Genomic DNA, 17,144 nt, shown 5'->3' on the forward strand with positions numbered 1-17,144 from the left:
GCTCCTGCACGCCACCCCCATCGTTGCACTTCCCTATGCTCCTCACCGTTCCGTCACTTCCCCCTCCCCCCGACATCGCCTACTACCCCGGTACTCAGTGGTCGCGTTTGGCGCTGACGTTTCTTTTTTTTTTCAGCCAGAAGGCGGCATCCGAGATCCGCCTTATTCCCGTGGGCTCGGAGATGTTTATAAGAGCCAGCCGCCGCTCCCGCCCCGGCCAGGGCGGTGGAATGGCGCATCAGCGACACGCCCGTCCCCTACCCCGACGCGCTGGCCGAGATGGAGGCGCGCGTCGAGGCCATCCGCGCCGGCACCGCGCCGGAGCTGGTCTGGCTGCTGGAGCATCCGCCCCTCTACACCGCCGGCACCAGCGCGCGGGAGGAGGATCTGCTGGAGCCGGGCCGCTTCCCCGTCTATCAGGCCGGACGCGGCGGGCAATTCACCTACCACGGGCCGGGCCAGCGCGTGGCCTATGTGATGCTGGACCTCAAGACCCGCGGCGCCGACATCCGCGCCTTCGTCCAGGATCTGGAGGAGTGGCTGATCCGCACGCTGGCCGCCTTCAACATCCGCGGCGAACGGCGGGAGGGCCGCGTCGGCATCTGGGTGGACAAGGGGCCCTATGGCGGCGCGCCCGGCCAGGAAGACAAGATCGCCGCGATCGGCGTGCGGGTGCGCCGCTGGGTCAGCTTCCACGGCGTCGCCCTGAACGTCGAGCCGGACCTGTCCCACTTCGCCGGCATCGTCCCCTGTGGCATCAGCGAGCATGGGGTGACCTCCATCGTGGCGCTCGGCCACCTCGTCACCATGGAGGATGTGGACGCCGCCCTGATCGCCGGCTTCGCGGAGGTCTTCGGCGGCGCAGCCGGTGAGGAATGACTCCTACCGCTTCGGCGCCCCGGCGGGCTGCGCGTCGTTGAGGACGCGCAGGTCCTCGTTGGTGATCGACACGATGGTGCAGCCGGTGCTGTCGCCGTTGCGGAACAGGTAGATCAGCTTGCGGTTCGCCTGCTTCTTCGGGTCGTGCAGGTTCAGGCCATGGCCGAAGGCGACGCCCAGGACCTCGCCTTTGAAAATGGCGCGGTAACGCATGGGCATCTGCTCGCGGAACTGGCGGGCGGCGCAGGCTTTGCTCAGCTCCTTCTCGAAGGTTCCGGCGTGCCGCCAGTCCTGGGTGGAGCGGATCGTCACCCATTGCGGCGGCAAGGGGTACTGGACCACCGGCGGCGACAGCGGCAGATTATAGCCGCCGGGCGGCACCGGCGGCATGTGCCCCGGCTCGGTCCGGTCGAGCGGCCCCTGGGCCCAGGCGGCTCCGGTCGTCAGCGCGCTGAGAAGCAGGATGCTCAAGGCCGCGCGGTGCGGAAGCGCTGATTTTGGCCTGTTGCCGCTCATCCCAATCCGCGTGCCCCCTCCCTAACCCTCCCCCGCTGCGCAGGGGAGGGGACTACCGCCGCTCCGCGAATATCTCCCTCCCCTGCGACAGCGGGGGAAGGCCGGGGTGGGGGCAAGGCGATCCGACCCCTCATCCACACCCGACAGCCTAGCCCCGCCGGACTAACAGAACGCTAACCATCCCCCGCCGTCACTGCGTCGGGCGCTGCTCGAACACGCCCGGACCGGGATCACGGGCCGGCTCGACGGCGATGTCGCTGACGATGGCGGCGGAGGGGCCACGGCGGCAGGCTTCCAGCATGCGGTCGACGGCGTCCGCCGAACCGGCGAACAGCGCCTCCACCGTGCCGTCGCCGCGGTTGCGCACCCAGCCGTCCAGCCCCAACTGGTTGGCCGTCTCCACGGTCCAGCCGCGGTACCATACGCCCTGCACCCTGCCATGAACGCGGGCCAGCACGGCCTTGCGGTCTTCCTTTTCCGCCATTCCCATCCCCGATGTCGTTTCCCTAGGCCCAGGAGAATAGGACAGGCGCCGGTTCCGGAAAACCCGGCGGTGCCCGGCGCCCTCCCCTCCTCCAATGAACAGTGCCGCCAACCATTCGTCGGCGTATCATCCGTGCATGGCGGGGCGCGGGATCTCCTGTGACCGCCGGGCCGCGACAGCGAAGGCCGCGACCGGGCACGGGCGGGCTCGCACCCCTGAACGAACGGTTCGGGAGGAACGGACATGACCATCCGAAACCCTGCGGAATGGGGAGCGGCCCATTTCAAGTCCTGGTCCCACGGCTTGGCGGAAGCGGGCCACGCCATCGCCCCGCCGGCGGCAGAGCGGGCGGCGCTGGAGCCCACGGTACGGCGCATCCGCAGCGACGACCTGCGCGACGCGCTGAGGAAAGGGCTCCATGACTTCATGGCCTGCCGCACCGACGTCCTGTTCATCGCCCTGATCTATCCTCTGGTCGGGCTGCTGCTGGCCGAGGTGGTCTTCGACGAGAACGCGCTGCACCTGCTGTTCCCGCTGGCCTCCGGCTTCGTGCTGATCGGCCCCTTCGCCGCGGTCGGCCTCTATGAGATGAGCCGCCGGCGCGAGCGGGGCGACCAGGTATCCTGGGCGGACGCCTTCAGCGTGGCGCGCTCCCCGGCCTTCGGAGCGATCCTGGCGATGGGGGCGATCCTGACGGCGGTGTTCCTGCTGTGGCTGGTGGCGGCGCAGCTCATCTACATGGCGACCCTCGCCCCGCTGGCGCCGGAGGGCTGGAGTGCCTTCACCCAGGCCCTGTTCACCACCCGCGCCGGCTGGGCGATGATGGTGCTGGGGATCGGGGTCGGCTTCCTGTTCGCCATCCTGGCGCTGGCGATCAGCGTGGTCAGCTTCCCGCTCCTCATGGATCGCCGGGTCGGCGTGGCGACGGCCATCCGCACCTCCGTCCGCGCGACGCTGAGAAATCCCGAGCCCATGGCGCTCTGGGGCCTGATTGTGGCGGGGGGGCTGCTGCTCGGCTCGCTGCCCGCCTTCGTCGGGCTGGTGATCGTCATGCCGGTGCTCGGCCACGCCACATGGCACCTCTACCGGCGCCTGATTCCGGAATGAAGCGGTTGGGTTAGCCGCAGGCCGGCACCTGCAGGGCGGGAAGCCCGTTCCACAGAATGGCGACCAGCGATCCCGCGGCGGCGAGCGCGGTGAACAGGCGGATGAAGCGGCGCGGGTCCTCGCTGGTCCGCCGGCCCGGAGCGGCGCCCCACAGCGCCGCCGCCAGCACGCCCGCGGCCAGCAGCAGGGCGACCGCCGTGGCGCCGAGGATCAGCACCACAGCGACGGGGTGGCCGTACAGCTCCACCCCGTCCCACGCGCGGGCGCAGATCAGCCCGTTGATGCCGTAGACCGCCGCGAAATGGGCCGCCCAGATCAGGAAGGCCGACATCATCCCGGTGAAGGTCGCGGTGAACGCCGTCCTTTCCATGGTCAACCTCACAATTTCCGGGCTCACACGGCCAGACGCGGGAACAGATGCACCAGCAGGAGCGACACCACGCCCTGCCCGCAGGTGTAGAGCCACACCAGCATCACGTTGTCGAAGGTGACCCGGCGCCGCGCGTGCAGCCGCCCGGCGAAGGAGCGCGCCAGCGTGAAGCCGGTCATCAGGACCAGGATCACGACGTGGAAGGCCTGCCAGGAGGCCAGCATGTAGACGATCGCGCCATAGGCGCTCTCCGACGCCACGAGGCCGCTGCCGATGCGGTTGTAGGGCTCGGCCACCGCGGCGGCCAGCATCAGCAGGAGACCAACAAGCAGGGCGCCCCGCATCGCCCAGTTGCGGTTGCCGGCCACGGCGCGGCTCGCCAGCAGCATCGCCCCCGCCGCGACGACCCACAGCGCCGCCTCGCCGAACAGCCATCCCAGCCCCGGCAGGGCGTCGGTGCCCACCGGCCAGACGTCGGGGCTGACCGTCCACAGGAAGACGTAGGTGAAGCACAGGCAGGCGAAGGCCGTCCCGTCCACCAGCAGCAGGACCGCCGTCCCCCACCAGGAGTGGTTCTCCGATCCCTGGAGATAGACCGGCACGCGCCATCCGCCGCCGACGTCCTGCGGCGGGTGGTCGGCCCCCTTGTCCAGGCTCCACACCCACCAGAAGACCGAGGCGATGGCCAGCACCCCGGGCACCAGCGACACCCAGTAGAGTTGCACCGCCAGACAGATGAAATGGGCGGCGGTGAACAGCCCGGCGAGGAAATGGCTCCAGTGCGGGCCGGGCATCGGCATCAGATACTGGGGCCGGGCCTCGATCGGGCTGGTCACGATGGTCTCGCGCCGGTGGGTCGGGGCGCCGGGCAGGTAATGAGCGCCCTCCTGCACCTCACGCGACAGGCTCGGGTTGTCCCACAGCGGGTAGAGCGAGCGGACGTGCGGGATGCTGCGCGTGGCGTAATTGTCGTTCGGGATCCATTCCAGCGTCCCCGCCTTCCAGGGATTCTCCGGCGCCGGGCGACCCCGGCCGAAGGCGTCGCGCGCCATGTCGATCAGCACCAGCAGGACGCCGAAGGCCATCACGAAGGCCCCGACGGTCGAGACCATGTTCAGGACGTTCCAGCCCAGGTCCCCCGGATAGGTGTAGACGCGGCGCGGCATGCCCATCAGGCCGCTGATATGCATGGGGAAGAAGGCGACGTTGAAGCCGATGAACATCATCCAGAAGGCCCAGCGCCCCAGCCGCTCCGACAGCATGGTGCCCTTCAGCGTCGGCCACCAGTGATACAGCCCGGCGAAGACCGGGAAGACCATGCCGCCGATCAGCACGTAATGCAGGTGCGCCACCACGAAGTAGCTGTCATGGGCCTGCCAGTCGAAGGGGATGACCGCCACCATCACGCCGGTCAGGCCGCCGGCCACGAAGATGAACAGGAAGCCCAGCAGGAACCACGTCGCCACCGTCCATTGCAGCCGCCCCTTGCCCAGCGTGGCGATCCAGGCGAAGACCTGGATGCCGGCGGGCACCGACACGGCCATGCTGGCGGCGGAGAAGAAGCTGAGGCTCAGCGGCGGGATGCCGGTGGCGAACATGTGGTGCACCCACAGGCCGAAGCTGAAGAAACCCGTGCCGACCAGCGCCACCACCACCCAGTCGTGGCCGACCAGCGGCCGCTGCGCCAGCGCCGGCACCATCATCGACACCAGCCCCGCCGCCGGCAGGAAGATGATGTAGACCTCGGGATGGCCGAAGAACCAGAACAGGTGCTGCCACAGCAGCGGGTCGCCGCCCCGCTCCGCGATGAAGAAGGGCCAGTCGAAGGCGCGCTCGATCTCCAGAAGCGCGGTCGCGATGATCACCGCCGGGAAGGCGAAGACGATCATCCCCGCCATGACCAGCATCGACCAGCAGTAGACCGGAATCTTGTCCAGCGTCATGCCGGGCGGCCGGGTGCGCAGGATGCCGACGATGATCTCGATGGCCCCGGCGATGGCCGATATCTCGATGAAGCCGATGCCGAGCAGCCAGAAATCGGCGTTGATGCCCGGCGAGAATTTCATGCTGGTCAGCGGCGGGTACATGAACCAGCCGCCGTCCGGCGCCACCTCGAAGATCAGCGAGCAGAAGAAGGCCAGACCGCCGAACAGATAGGCCCAGAAGGCGAAGGCCGACAGCCGCGGAAAGGGCAGGTCGCGCGCCGCCAGCATGGAGGGCAGCAGGAAGACGCCGATGGCCTCGACGATGGGCACGGCGAACAGGAACATCATGCCCGTGCCGTGCACGGTGAAGAACTGGTTGTAGAGGCTGTGCCCCAGCACGTCGTTCTCCGGCACGGCGAGCTGCGCGCGCATGACCAGCGCCAGCGTGCCCGAGATGACGAAGAACAGCAGCGCCGTGCCGATGTACATCACCCCGATGATGTTGTTGTTCACCTCCTTCAGCAGGCCGAGGCCGGAGGTCGGCTTCCAGGCGCGCTTCAGCGCCTCCAGCTCCTCCTTCGGGCGCGGCAGGCGGTTGGGCAGGGCGGCATCGTCGAGCGGCGGGGTCATTCCAGGCTCTCCAGCCAGACGGCGATGGCGTGCAGATCGTCGCCGCCCAGGATCGGGAAGGACGGCATGCGGTTTTCCGGCTTGATGTGCTGCGACCCGGTGATCCAGCCGGCCAGGGCCTCCGGCGTGTTGGGCAGCGTCCCGGCGGCCAGAGCACCGCGCCCGCCGACATGGGTCAGGTCCGGCCCCGCCGCCCCGTTGGCCGGCGTGCCGCGCACCGTGTGGCAGGACCCACAGCCGGCGCGCAGGAAGGCGTCGCGCCCGGCGGCCTGCTGCGGCCCCGCGGGCTCGGCGGCGGGGCGGCGCTCGCCGGCCAGCCATTCCTCGAAGCGGTCGGGCGGCTCCACCACCACGTCGAAGGCCATCAGCGCGTGCTGGGCGCCGCAGTACTCGGCGCACTGGCCGCGGTAGGTGCCGGGCCGCTCCCCAACCAGGATCAGCCGGTTCTCGTGGCCGGGAATCATGTCCATCTTGCCGCCCAGGCTGGGCACCCAGAAGCTGTGGATGACGTCCGCCGCGGTCACCACCACCTCCACCGGGCGCCCGGCGGGAATGACGAGGCGGTTGGCGGTGCGCAGCACCTCACCGCCCTCCCCCACACCGGGATAGCGGACCTCCCACCACCACATGTAGCCGGTGACCTCGACGCGCAGCGGCTCCATCCCGCCGGTGTCCGACAACTGCCGGGCCACGGCGAACTCGTAGACCTGAAGCGCCGTCAGCGTGACGATGGGAAAGACGACACCGCCACCGATGATCCAGGCGCGGCTACCGGGGAAACGTTCCGGCCGGGCGATGACGGCGTACCCCGCCAGCGCCATGACGAAAAGGAAGATGACCGCGCCCCCGGCGACGAGAAGCAGCGTCAGGTCGAGGATCGCCTCGGCGTTGCGTCCGGCGGGGTGGAGTGCGGATTGCGGACCCCGCTCGCAGGCCGCCAGGAGCCCCATTCCGCCGGCCAGGGCCGCCCCCCGCCAGTTCCGTCTGCGTCCCTCGCTGCGGCCAGACCTGCGGTCCATGCACCCCCCTCGCGGCGTTGGCCCGCGGCGGCGGGCATCGTCGTTGCACGGCTAAACTCACGCCAAGGCCGCAGGTTCCGCCGGAACTTCGGTCATCGGGGGAGCATTCACTCGGGGACGACCACTCACAACCGCCGGAGCGTCTTGTTCATGCGCAGAGTTCTGACGATCATCGGGCTGGTTCTGGGCGCCCAAGCGGTGGGGGGCTTCCTGTTCGCCTGGTCGGGGCTCTACAACATCGCCGCCAGCAAGGAGCACTGGCCGCCCGTCACTTGGTTCTTCGGCATGGCGATGCGCAGCTCCATCGAAACGCACGCCGCCTTCGTCGGCGATCCGCCCGACCTCGACGACCCGGCGCTGATCCGGCGCGGCGCCGGCCATTACGAGGACGGCTGCGCCCCTTGCCACGGCGCGCCCGACGTCGGCCGCAACCCGATCTCGCGCCACATGCTGCCCGCCCCGCCCTTCCTGCCGGGCCATGCCGGGGACTGGACGGACAAACAACTCTATTGGATCACCTACAACGGCATCAAATACGCCGGCATGCCCGCCTGGCCCGCGCAGGCCCGCGACGACGAGCCCTGGGCCGTGGCCGCCTTCCTGCGCCGGCTGGACGGCATGAGCGCCGAGGAGTACCGGCGGCTCGCCTTCGGGGAGACGGCGCCGGACGGCGACCGCTCGGCGCTGGCCGATCTTCAGATGCTGGACGGCTCGGCCCGCGAGGTGCTGGACAATTGCGCCCGCTGCCACGGCTATGACGGCGCCGGGGGCGGTACCGTCGCCTTCCCACGCCTGTCCGGTCAGAACGCCGAGTATCTCTTCCACGCGCTGAAGGCCTACGCCGAGGGCGGCCGGCACAGCGGCATCATGCAGCCGGTGACCGCCGGGCTGGACGATTCGATCCTGCGCACCCTGGCCGATCACTATGCCGGGCAGACGGCAGCACCCTACCCGCCCCCGCCCGCCAACGCCGATCCGGCCCTGCTGGAGCTGGGCGCCCGGCTGGCCGAATCCGGCGACCGTGACACCGCGGTGCCGGCCTGCTCCGGTTGCCATGGCGAGGCCCGCGACCCGCGCTATCCCCTCCTCGACGGCCAGCATGCGAGTTACATCGCCGAGCAGCTCCGCCTTTGGGCGAATGACGCCCATGGCGATACACCGCTGTCCCGGATCATGGCCGCGGCTGCCCGCAATCTGACCGAAGAGCAGATCCGCGCTCTGTCCCTGCACTACGCGATGAACCGCCCGCGGGAGACCGAGGGAGAGCGCTGAAACTTTCCCCCGAACAAGCCCCAACCATCCAAGATCAATAATGGCTCTGTATGCTGGTTTTCCGCATTACGGAACAACTCTTGGATCGTGTCCGATCTCGTGGTGTAGGAGCTGTTCGCCCGCTTCGACACGGCATTGAAGGAGCGCGGTTACTTCGCCATGGGCGGTCAGATCATCGACGCCTCCATCGTGGGGGCGCCCCGGCGGCAGCTGACCTGGAAGGAAAAGCGCCGGATCCGTGACGGCGAAGACCCCAGCTCTTATCATCCCCTGATCGTCGCGTTCCCTCATCCAGATTGTCACGCTATAATCGAAGACCCGCGATGACCGCCCTGCTGTGGGGAACCGGCCCGCCGACGCAAGCTCCGTGAGAGCGCTGCGGCGGGCCGGTTCCCCACAGCTCATATACCACGCTCGGGGACACGACCGGAGAGGGCTGATTTCGGATGAAAAAAGCCCCCGAAAGCTGATTGCTTTCAGGGGCTGATGTTTGGTTGCGGGGGCGCGCAGCCACCGAGAGTTGACGCTGCCGCCAATATCGATCTGACCCACCATGATGGTACAAAAAGCCGATCTGCTGTGAGAGCCCGGTTGCGAAAGGCGGTTTGCCTGTTTTCCGTATGGAAGCGGGATACAGGCGATGTGGACGAAAGTTCATCAAGCGATGCAGGTACGGCATGAGCGTCGGTTGCAGCGGGATCTGATGGACCTGACCGACACGGAGTGGATCCTGATTGAACCATGGTTACCTCGCCCATCCAAGCAGGGCCGGCGGCGCAGAGTCGATCTTCCGAAAGCCCTTGAAAAGCAGACGGCCTCACCTGCACCGCGCTGGTTGGTCATGGCGGGACAGAGGATCAGCACCCCGGTTGCCGTCGATGAAGGCGATGATCTTGCAGCGTAGTCGTGCGACGTCAGAGGCCGGGGGGCAACGGCCTCGGCTCATAGGACGCCGAGCAGGCCTTGCAAGTCTTGATAATGCGGGAAGTCGTCGAGGCCAGCGCGGATAAGCGCGTCCGCCGAGATGCGCGCGCCGCCGCCACCCTGGCGCAGGGCCCGGAGCGCGGCGAACCAGTCTACCCGACCTCGGCCCGTCAGCCGCAAGCGCGACAGGTCCCCTCCGGCGCGCGCCCAGATCTCCTGGTCCTGCGGGCCGGCCGGACAGAGGTCGACCAGGATGTCCTTGATCCGCTTCCAGTCGTCCGCAGGTGCATGCGGCGCCGGGGCGGGCGCGGCGGACTTCGCCCCGCCGCGGTCGAGGGCGATGGGGAAGTTGTCCTCCATCTGGCTTGCCTTGAAGACTGGATGCTGACGGCCGTGGGAGTCGCTGCCAACCTTCGGAACGGCGTGGTTGAAGGCATTGAAGACGCGGATCACCCCATCACCCTACGTGCGCGCCGCGCCGCGCAGGGAGTCGACGAGATGCTGGGTGAACAGGCTGTTCTTGGCACCTCGGCGTTCACCACAACTTTCCGGCATGTCGGCGGCGCGCATAGGAACCGGAGGCATCAGCAGCCTTTACGCGATACTCAACCCATAAGCACGCGCGCTGAGATCAATTCCAAGGCAACGGTCTCGTGCCGTCGCATCGGGATTACGCGTGCGAGTGAAGCCCAGCTACGGCAGCGTGGATTGGTTGCTGTGAGAACAGCTAAAGATCGCAGAAGGAAGTTGTCATACCCACTGCCCGAACCACGCTGTCTCCACATCTACGGATCCGGCCTTGCTTCCGTCATGGCAGCGGATGCGACGGCGCTGTCACGCGGCGCCGTGCATCTGGCGCGACCATCCGTTCACCGTCTCGGTGGCGCCGACAACGGACGTTGCATCTTCCCACATTCCCCAGAATTTGATGGTGCCGTTGGTAGGTAGGTGTACAGGATGGATTGGAAATGGAGATGTGGCTTGAGGGGAGGATGGAGTACACCGGCACTGACGCCTCAACAGCGTCTGGCTATGCAGACGCTCCCTTTGCTCTCCGACGAACCGACAGGATGGCCGCCGATTTGGGTGCCGCAGCAGCTGTCCCATTCAAAGTATTATCTGCTACACCACTGGAGGGGCCCTCGGCGTCAGGCACCCGCAAAAATCCGACCAAATCTTCCAATTTTGCAAGCATTTCATCAAATGTGATAACTAAAACAGATTTTAGGCCATGACGAAACAGCTCCAGGGATTTTTTCTGATCACGATCGGTTGGCGTTCTGCCAATAATCACGACCCCCTGCACGGCGTAGCTCTCTACGTCATGGATACCGGAGCAGTGCTTCAGAACTGGCAAATGCGTCTGAAGCTGCAAACGTTGATCAAGTATTTGATTTACAGAGCCAGAAAGATCTCGACTTGGCGCATAAACTCCACCTCGATATGGAGCATTATCAAACAATGGAGTCTCCGCGGTTTTTATCTCAACCAACAAAAGATTACCAGTCGCGGCAGCCTTCAAAGCAAAGTCCGATATTTTCTCACCAGTCCTGTTAAATTTACCGCCACCAACGGATACCTGCTCTTGCATCTGCACCACCGGAAATCCGAAGGCTAAACGAAGAACAAAGGGATTTTTCTCAAAGAATTTTTGCCAGCCATTTTCCTTTGTCTTCTTTTCGATGAGCTTTTTCAGCTTCTCGACCAGCTCCTCCAGGGTAACCACCTCGATTTCCCGGCTTAACCGAAGCAAAGCTTGCGGCTCTCTCTTGGCGGCTGGCTTCGCTGCGGAGCGCGCTGCGGCGATGACAGTGCGTTGGTCCGCCTCAGACAAACTGTCGCCCGATCGAGAAGCGATCACCGCAGTTACGCCGTCCTTACGGTAAATCGGGGGTTGCTCGGGGTGGCCAACTGGATCAACGGCAGACAACAAATGATTGTGCGAAATACGATCCTTCTCATCCCCCGCTTGATCTAGTGCTTTCTCGTGGACGCGCCGGATCGCCCGCCGAAGTTCGTCGAACTGCACCTTTGCCAGTATGTAGCTGCGGCCCTCCACTTTGGGCAGACCCATCCGAAGACCAGACCGCACGACGATCCTGTCGATATCTAAGTTACCTAAAGTATCCGTAATCGCACTCAATTCGTAGTCAATGCCCATTCCATACTGAGGCGAACGCACAAATCCCATAGGCAGCCTGTTAATCTCTCTCAACGCATCCTCAAGATCCTCCGCTGTAGATAGCCACAATCCTTCAAAACGAATAGACTTGATTTTTCCATATTTTGGGTCAAACAGTCCACGGTTGCTACTTGTGGTATTAATAGGAAATGTATCAAGTATCTTTGCGTTAACATCTGCAGAGACCAGCAGAATTGGCCCTGCAGGTGGTGTGATCACATCAGGACGTAACGAAGACGTCACCCCAACATCTTTCCCTTGGCGCGGAGAACTGAGAGCACCTAACAAATCATAAGCAACCTCATCAAAGTCGTTCGATTTGCGCTGATATGATGCCTCCTCGAGACCACGCTGATTGGGCTGAAAGCTGATTGTCCATTTCTTTTTATCAGCTCCGGTGAAAATGAGGTCTCCATAATCAGCGGTCTCGGTGCGTCTGTTGCTACGGTATGGATTTAATGCCATTTTGGTTGTCCCCAAAAAAAGCCCACGGGCTGGAGCGCCGCTCCACCGCGCCCAGCATCGGTCTTGGACCGCGCTGGGCGGAATGGGTCACATCACAGCGCCTTGCGTCTGCCGCCGCCATCCATCGACCGCCTCGGCAGCGGCGCCCACGGGCGTCGCATCCGCCCACTTGTCCCAGAACTCGATGGTGCCGCTGTTCGGAGCACGGGACGGCTTGGCAATGCGGATGCGGCTCGGCAAGAGGCTGGCATCGCCGACCACCAGCGCCTCGCCGGTGTCCAGAATTGGCAGCAGGTCGCCGAAGCTGCCAAGGCTGTCCGGCAGCAGGCGCTTGATCACGCTTTGGTCCTCGCCGTTGGTCAGGCGCATGGCCACCACGTTGTTGCATTGGCTGAGCACCGTCCGGTTGACCTCCGACGGCCGCTGGCTGATCACCACCAGCCCGACTCCGTACTTGCGGCCCTCCTTGGCGATCCGCTCGAAGATCCCCACGGAGATGTCGTCGGCTGCGCCGGCGCCCGCGCGCTCGGGAATGTAGAGATGCGCCTCGTCGCAGAATAGGGCGATCGGATGCCGGCGCCCGGGCGTGGTCCACTGCTGCACGGAGAAGGCGAGCTTGGCAACAAGGCTCACGATGAGCGGCAGGATGTCGGAGGGCACCTCGGAGAAGTCGATGATCTTCAAGCCGCCCTTGCCGTCCGCTTGGTCCTGGCTGCCCGCAAGCAGCGTCGATACCAGCCGCTCCAACCAATCGAACGCCATTGTGTCGGCGCCTGGGCGGAACAGGAAGCCAAGGCGCCGATCCGATCGCTTGTTCTCTAGGCGGGCGATGAGACGGCTCAACTTGCCGTGGTAGTCCCCCTGCTTCTCCTGCTTGGCACCAGGGACCATCTCGGTGTTGAGCTTGTTCAGATCGCCAAAGACTTCCTCCAGGTCGAACGGAACCGGACTGTCGATGGTGAAGTTGTCGAGGACGTCCTGGTGCCCGCCGCGTTCCAAGTAGGCGCGCTTGGCACCAGTGATGGCGCGCTGCATGACCATAGTCTGGTTCGGCGCGTTCTGGTCGCTACGGTCGACGAACATGGTGACCAGCGCCTCGTAGCCGAGCAGCCAGTACGGCAGGTAGAGGACGCCTTCCGCCAGCGACGCTGCTTGGTCGAGATCGCCCGGCCCGGCGATCCGGAAATGGCGAATGCCTTCGGCCTGCAGCGTCTGGTACTCGCCGTGAATGTCGAACACGATGGCGTTCGCGTTGGGCAGCGCCGCCACCTGCTCGAGCATACGCGCCGTGGTCCAAGACTTGCCCGAGCCCGTGCTGCCGACAATGACGGCGTGCCGTTGGAAGAACTTGTTGCCGTTCAGGAAGGCTTCCGCGCGGTCGTCAAGGGTGTAGCAGCCCAGAGACAGGCGCTGACCATCGCTTGCGATGCTGGCAATCACCCGCATGAAGTTGGTCAGGCGTTCACCTTCAACAGCGTAACAGTTCGCGTCGATTTCAGGGACGGTCTCCAGAGTGCGCAAGAACACGTTGCGATGCTCGCCGAGTCGGTCGACCAAGGTGCCGATCAGCGCAATGCGCACTAGGTTCAGTTCCGGCGAAGCCTCGTCCTCTTCGGCACCGACACCGTTCTCGCCTTCGCTCCGGGCGCGCGGCGCGGCGGCGCTGCGCGTGATCTTCTGGATGATGCCCACCAGGTGCTGTCCGGGCCGTGTGCTCTCCAGCACGGCCAAGCGGTTCACCTGCAATTGCCGAAGGCGGTCGATGTCGGCGACCCTGACGACCACAACGGTCGTGTCCACTGACAGCACGCTGCCGAGAGCGTCGGAGTCTCTGAAGTCGAAGATGCTCACAGTGCTCTCCCTACATCACCATCCCAAGAAACTCGTCCAGGCGCCAGACCGGGCGATCCGGAATGTCGACGCCGTTGGGGTACTCCGCGCTGTAGAGGCGCGAACCAGTGCCACTCTCCTCCAGCGCCATGAAGCGCCGGCATCCTCCCTTGAGCAGGAAGTCCTTGGCCGTGGGCGACACGGCCTTGGTGATCAGTACCAAGGGCACCGGCTGGGCCCGGCAGCGCTCCACCAGCTTCGGCTGGATGTGCGTGTCGTTGAACCCGTAGCCGATGCAAAGGTACGCCTGCGCCGTCGCGAGTGCGGTGTCCGCACCCGCCAGGATGGTGCGGAACGGCTCATCGTGCGTAATCCGGTACTTTTCGACACCGGGCGTCACGATGACCGGCGTCATGCCGGCTGGCCGGCTCGGCAGGATCGGCAATCCAACGGTGGTGCCTTGAGGGTCACGGAACCAGTCGAGCGACCCATGTACCTTCCAGACGTTGACGGTGCGCACCGGGCGATTGTTCTGCTTGAATTTCAGTGGGTGGTCCGTTTGGCGCAGCCGCAAGTATCCGTGACCGAAACCGGTGTGATGACATAGGGCGCCAGCGTCGGCGGCGTACTCGGCGAGCCGGTCATAGTTGGGTGTGACCACGTTGATTTCGTTGTGGGTGCTCTTCAGAAGATGCTGGAACAGCCGCGTCAGCGGCAAATGGTGACGGTTGCGCACCACTTGGTCGAACACCGCCATGTCCGCCGGCGCCAGCAGATCCCAGGTCGCGGCGACAACGTGGGCGGTAAGCGTTTCCGTCAGCGCCACTGCAGTCAGCGCCTCCTCAAGATCGAGGGTCGCCGCTGCATTTAGAAAATCCTGCCAGAGATCGCGTTCGCGCGCTTCAAGACCGACCGGCAACGTACTGGCCACGAGATGGTCACGCAGCTGGGGCATGCCTGGGAGGCGGTGCGCGGCCGACGCGCCGCTGCCGAGCACGATCACGGGCGCGCGTTGCACGCACTCCTGGGCGATCTCCAATGCAAGCTTGAATGCCGTCACCGCGACGCCTCCAATCTCTACGCCATAGAGACGATGGCATCATCGAATTCTTAACAACTTATTTCAAATTTGCCACCGGCGGGTGCCGAACGCCATCGCCGCGACAACCGCCATACGAGGGTATGCTCGTTGGCTGTTTGTTCCCCGCCAACGCCGTCGATCGGCGCCGCAAGCCAATCGTTGCCGATGCTCGGCTTCTCCCTTTCCGGCGAATCGAGACACGGTGGCGCCGCACCGCCTGACAGGCTGCAGCAGGGCATCAACGGAATACAGCCTTTACGCTGATCCACAAGTCGTCACCAATCCTCCATAGACAAGCCACACTGCTAATCGTCTGATGCATAAGTGTTTGTCCGGCAAATCGGCGGGCGCACGGAAATGCCGGACAAAGCCTTTCTAATCAAAGTCTTCTCAGTAAATGATCTCTTTCGGTTTGATCTAAATCGGTCATCCGGAGGGTTTGCGCTGTAGCCGTAATGCGTAGGGCCCGGTTCGGGGACGTCGAACTGATGGAGCAGACGGTTCTCAACCACTTGGACCGCGACCGGCCGGCCACCAGTATTACACGTCTCCTCAGACGCCAGGGTCATCTCCGACGCTGCGACAAGGATCGGCAAGGCTGGCAGGCTGGGGAAGAAAAATTCCTCGCGTGATCAAAGGCTTTCCAATAGAACAAAGATCGGCAGGCACATCGGCAGAATTCGGGACGCCGTTGTGGAAATCAGAAACAGGCTCAATACTTTAGCGGATGTGACGATCGGCAGATGATGAACAGGGGCGGAGAAGCCCAGTTGGACACTCATTTCCCGCTCGGATGACAGCCCTTTCCGTCAAGTTCTGCATCCATTCGCGTTCGAGATTGGCGACGTGTCCCAGCGAAAAGAAGTCGCGTGCCCCATCGTTCGAGGCAATGAGCCCGTATCAGGAGCCGGGGCACGGTAGGTTCGTATAGCGGGACCCACCGTGACGCTCCGGCGCCCCCACCTACTGCGGAGCGCCCTTGCTCACGAGATGGACACGGATGACGGGCCGATCGAACCCGCGGAGCAGAAGCAGGCCGGCGTCAAGAGCCGCGTCGAGGTCTTCTACGATGTCGAAGATGTCCTGCACGGTCAGGGAAAGCCGATAGTCCATCGCCTCCGCTGCCTGGACGATCATGTCCAGTTTCCGGCGGTCGGCGGCGCCGCGCTGCCCACAGGCCCAGCGCTGCAGGGTTTCCTGAAGCCAATCTACGAACTTCATGGTCGCCGCGCTCTGTTCCGCCGGAATTACACGGATGATCGCATCGTCTTCGATGCACGCGGCCAGGGCAGCGCCGCTCCGCACCGGGGTGGTCATCATCATCACGGGTCGTCCTGAGTTGCGACCGCCCGTCGTGGCGGCCCGCAGGGCCAGCCGCCACGACGGGCGGACGCAACGCCGACGCGTACCAACCGTCACCTGTCACCGCGCATACTCGTCGCGGATCCGGGGCTTGGAGGGCTGGAGAGGCTGCAGGGCGACGTCGCGTTGCCGCGCAATCCTTGCGATGATCGAGTAGGCGTGCCGGTGTTCGTTCCGGCGCCTCTCCTCGCCCGCCTCACGCGCTGCCCGTTCTGTTTCCTGCGCCACCTTCAGGAGGTCGTCCTTGGTCATGACCTTGAGCTGCGCCTCCAAGGCCTTGACAGCCTCGGTCGCGGCGCTGGTCAACCGGACGGCGCCCGCCACCGCGCCCGACGCCCGCGGCTTCTCGCCTGTCATGACCTCCAGCGACTCCTGAGTTGCCGCGGGTGGTTTCACGCCGCCCAAGATGGGCGCCGCTTCCGCGTCGGGCTTCACCTTGTCGGTGCGGCCAGTCCGTTGGCCTTCCTCCTGCCGCGGGCTCCTGTTCGGCGCCTCACCGCGCACTTGAGCATCATTGCGCCGGCTGGGGAGCGCAGAGGAAAGATCACCCGGCTCCTTGCCATGACTGATGGCATCCATCAGCAGACGCCACGCCGCCTTCGCCGGTTCGACCAACCCGGCCTGCCGGGCAAGGAGCAACACCAATCGCCGGCCGTGGCGAACCAGTGTCTGATAGGCGCGCTTCCACCCCTGCGCTTCCAGTTCCGCCTGCTTGCGGCTGGCGCGCTCCCGCACAAGCTCCGCATCCCGACCTTCGATCGCCGTCGTGAGGATCGCCAGAGCCGCCGGAACCCGCTCGGCAGCGGCGCCGCGGAGGTGCACACCAAGCGCCCGCACCGGCGCATCCAACAGGGTGGCCACCTCATCCAGTGCCCGGTCGCGGTTCGCCTGCGCAATCGCCCGCAGCCGGGCGCCGGGTTCACTGGGCAGGACCTCCGGCGTCAGCCCCGCTGCCCGCGCCGCGTCCTCCACGGCGTCGGACTGTCGGCTGGCTGCCTGCAGCCGCTTGCGCAGTTCAGACGCCAACTGCTCGTCGGCAGCGTCGGTGTCGATCGTCCAGCGCACGAGGCGGAGTGCCTATTCGGCACGGTGACGCGC

The 17,144-nt window shown here is 65.3% G+C and carries 15 protein-coding genes and 1 pseudogene; 4 read left to right on the top strand and 12 right to left on the bottom strand.

From position 1 onward, the window contains the following. Positions 1-198: 198 nt before the first annotated feature. Positions 199-879, top strand: a pseudogene (gene lipB / locus GBZ26_RS16000) (lipoyl(octanoyl) transferase LipB); the annotation flags it as partial. A 3-nt stretch (positions 880-882) separates the two neighbouring features. Here the strand turns inward: lipB and GBZ26_RS16005 are convergent. Together GBZ26_RS16005 and GBZ26_RS16010 are read right to left on the bottom strand one after the other, a co-directional pair. Further along, positions 883-1,350, bottom strand: coding sequence for a hypothetical protein (locus GBZ26_RS16005; protein ID WP_246654152.1), 468 nt, complete (start codon positions 1,348-1,350; stop codon positions 883-885). A 235-nt stretch (positions 1,351-1,585) separates the two neighbouring features. Then, positions 1,586-1,879, bottom strand: coding sequence for an acylphosphatase (locus tag GBZ26_RS16010; protein ID WP_174439690.1), 294 nt, complete (start codon positions 1,877-1,879; stop codon positions 1,586-1,588). Positions 1,880-2,122: 243 nt separating this feature from the next. Here GBZ26_RS16010 and GBZ26_RS16015 point away from each other — a divergent pair, with 243 nt between their 5' ends. After that, positions 2,123-2,986: a DUF2189 domain-containing protein gene (locus tag GBZ26_RS16015; RefSeq protein WP_174439691.1), complete on the top strand. Its 864-nt coding sequence runs from the start codon at positions 2,123-2,125 to the stop codon at positions 2,984-2,986. Between the two features lie 10 nt (positions 2,987-2,996). Here the strand turns inward: GBZ26_RS16015 and GBZ26_RS16020 are convergent, their stop codons facing one another. The 3 genes from GBZ26_RS16020 to coxB are packed head-to-tail and all read right to left on the bottom strand — an operon-like array spanning position 2,997 to position 6,930. Continuing rightward, complete coding sequence (locus GBZ26_RS16020) at positions 2,997-3,356, bottom strand: hypothetical protein (protein WP_174439692.1); 360 nt, start codon at positions 3,354-3,356, stop codon at positions 2,997-2,999. Positions 3,357-3,379: 23 nt separating this feature from the next. Then, the gene (ctaD, locus tag GBZ26_RS16025; RefSeq protein ID WP_174439693.1) at positions 3,380-5,911 is read right to left on the bottom strand and encodes a cytochrome c oxidase subunit I; all 2,532 of its coding nucleotides are present in this window, start codon (positions 5,909-5,911) and stop codon (positions 3,380-3,382) included. Continuing rightward, positions 5,908-6,930: a cytochrome c oxidase subunit II gene (coxB, locus tag GBZ26_RS16030; RefSeq protein ID WP_174439694.1), complete on the bottom strand. Its 1,023-nt coding sequence runs from the start codon at positions 6,928-6,930 to the stop codon at positions 5,908-5,910. The genes ctaD and coxB overlap by 4 nt, the downstream gene beginning before the upstream one ends. Positions 6,931-7,080: 150 nt before the next feature. Here coxB and GBZ26_RS16035 point away from each other — a divergent pair, with 150 nt between their 5' ends. Both GBZ26_RS16035 and GBZ26_RS16040 read left to right on the top strand, forming a co-directional pair. After that, positions 7,081-8,202, top strand: a complete 1,122-nt coding sequence (locus tag GBZ26_RS16035) for a c-type cytochrome (protein ID WP_174439695.1) — start codon at positions 7,081-7,083, stop codon at positions 8,200-8,202. A gap of 640 nt (positions 8,203-8,842) precedes the next feature. Beyond that, positions 8,843-9,106 (top strand): hypothetical protein, encoded by a 264-nt coding sequence (locus GBZ26_RS16040; protein ID WP_174439696.1) that lies wholly within the window; start codon positions 8,843-8,845, stop codon positions 9,104-9,106. Between the two features lie 38 nt (positions 9,107-9,144). Here GBZ26_RS16040 and GBZ26_RS16045 read toward each other — a convergent pair whose 3' ends face one another. The 7 genes from GBZ26_RS16045 to GBZ26_RS16070 form a co-directional block, all read right to left on the bottom strand. Continuing rightward, positions 9,145-9,579: an effector-associated domain EAD1-containing protein gene (locus GBZ26_RS16045; RefSeq protein WP_174439697.1), complete on the bottom strand. Its 435-nt coding sequence runs from the start codon at positions 9,577-9,579 to the stop codon at positions 9,145-9,147. Positions 9,580-9,588: 9 nt separating this feature from the next. Beyond that, positions 9,589-9,711 carry a hypothetical protein gene (locus tag GBZ26_RS30685; protein ID WP_281427601.1) on the bottom strand — a complete coding sequence of 41 codons (123 nt, stop codon included), beginning with the start codon at positions 9,709-9,711 and terminating at the stop codon, positions 9,589-9,591. A 445-nt stretch (positions 9,712-10,156) separates the two neighbouring features. After that, the gene (locus tag GBZ26_RS16050; protein WP_174439698.1) at positions 10,157-11,773 is read right to left on the bottom strand and encodes a Shedu immune nuclease family protein; all 1,617 of its coding nucleotides are present in this window, start codon (positions 11,771-11,773) and stop codon (positions 10,157-10,159) included. 87 nt (positions 11,774-11,860) lie between these two features. Next, on the bottom strand, positions 11,861-13,624 hold the full coding sequence (locus GBZ26_RS16055; RefSeq protein ID WP_174439699.1) for a helicase HerA domain-containing protein: 1,764 nt from the start codon (positions 13,622-13,624) through the stop codon (positions 11,861-11,863). A 10-nt stretch (positions 13,625-13,634) separates the two neighbouring features. After that, a complete protein-coding gene (locus GBZ26_RS16060) occupies positions 13,635-14,663 on the bottom strand; it encodes an SIR2 family protein (protein WP_211099679.1) in 1,029 nt (342 codons plus the stop codon). A gap of 984 nt (positions 14,664-15,647) precedes the next feature. Beyond that, complete coding sequence (locus GBZ26_RS16065; protein WP_174439700.1) at positions 15,648-16,007, bottom strand: hypothetical protein; 360 nt, start codon at positions 16,005-16,007, stop codon at positions 15,648-15,650. Between the two features lie 99 nt (positions 16,008-16,106). Then, the gene (locus GBZ26_RS16070; RefSeq protein WP_174439701.1) at positions 16,107-17,111 is read right to left on the bottom strand and encodes a hypothetical protein; all 1,005 of its coding nucleotides are present in this window, start codon (positions 17,109-17,111) and stop codon (positions 16,107-16,109) included. Positions 17,112-17,144 lie beyond the last annotated feature (33 nt).

The sequence above is a fragment of the Azospirillum formosense genome, from assembly GCF_013340925.1.
GTDB lineage: Bacteria > Pseudomonadota > Alphaproteobacteria > Azospirillales > Azospirillaceae > Azospirillum > Azospirillum formosense.

Bases quoted from the DNA above. Each gene is read 5' to 3' on its own strand.
- coxB (WP_174439694.1), bottom strand. From the start codon at position 6,930: ATGGACCGCAGGTCTGGCCGCAGCGAGGGACGCAGACGGAACTGGCGG.
- GBZ26_RS16015 (WP_174439691.1), top strand. From the start codon at position 2,123: ATGACCATCCGAAACCCTGCGGAATGGGGAGCGGCCCATTTCAAGTCC.
- ctaD (WP_174439693.1), bottom strand. From the start codon at position 5,911: ATGACCCCGCCGCTCGACGATGCCGCCCTGCCCAACCGCCTGCCGCGC.
- GBZ26_RS30685 (WP_281427601.1), bottom strand. From the start codon at position 9,711: ATGCCTCCGGTTCCTATGCGCGCCGCCGACATGCCGGAAAGTTGTGGT.
- GBZ26_RS16065 (WP_174439700.1), bottom strand. From the start codon at position 16,007: ATGATGATGACCACCCCGGTGCGGAGCGGCGCTGCCCTGGCCGCGTGC.
- GBZ26_RS16050 (WP_174439698.1), bottom strand. From the start codon at position 11,773: ATGGCATTAAATCCATACCGTAGCAACAGACGCACCGAGACCGCTGAT.
- GBZ26_RS16040 (WP_174439696.1), top strand. From the start codon at position 8,843: ATGTGGACGAAAGTTCATCAAGCGATGCAGGTACGGCATGAGCGTCGG.
- GBZ26_RS16020 (WP_174439692.1), bottom strand. From the start codon at position 3,356: ATGGAAAGGACGGCGTTCACCGCGACCTTCACCGGGATGATGTCGGCC.
- GBZ26_RS16010 (WP_174439690.1), bottom strand. From the start codon at position 1,879: ATGGCGGAAAAGGAAGACCGCAAGGCCGTGCTGGCCCGCGTTCATGGC.
- GBZ26_RS16035 (WP_174439695.1), top strand. From the start codon at position 7,081: ATGCGCAGAGTTCTGACGATCATCGGGCTGGTTCTGGGCGCCCAAGCG.